At 39.7% G+C, this 232-nt stretch carries 1 pseudogene; it reads right to left on the minus strand.

Going from position 1 to position 232, the window contains the following annotated elements:
• Positions 1 to 232: pseudogene (locus JUJ52_RS23250) on the minus strand (IS91 family transposase); the annotation flags it as partial.

Raw genomic sequence — 232 nt, forward strand, 5'->3', positions numbered from 1 at the left:
CGAATATAGCGGCCAATATAACGCAGTTGGTCCTTCACCTTTCCTCTTTGTTTTGGGGCATACACATAGAAGCCTTCCCCATTATTAGAAAAAGCCTGTTGTAATCTTGGTTGAATTCTTTTCTTTTCCTTATTTGACAAGTGGTTACGAATGAATTTTAACACCACCGTCTGCCATTGCTTTCGAAGCATCGTAAACGGTATATAGTCGTACGCTTTCCATTCTCCTTTTT

It is taken from the genome of Virgibacillus sp. AGTR (genome assembly GCF_016919725.2).
In the GTDB taxonomy this organism is placed as follows: domain Bacteria; phylum Bacillota; class Bacilli; order Bacillales; family Amphibacillaceae; genus Virgibacillus; species Virgibacillus salarius.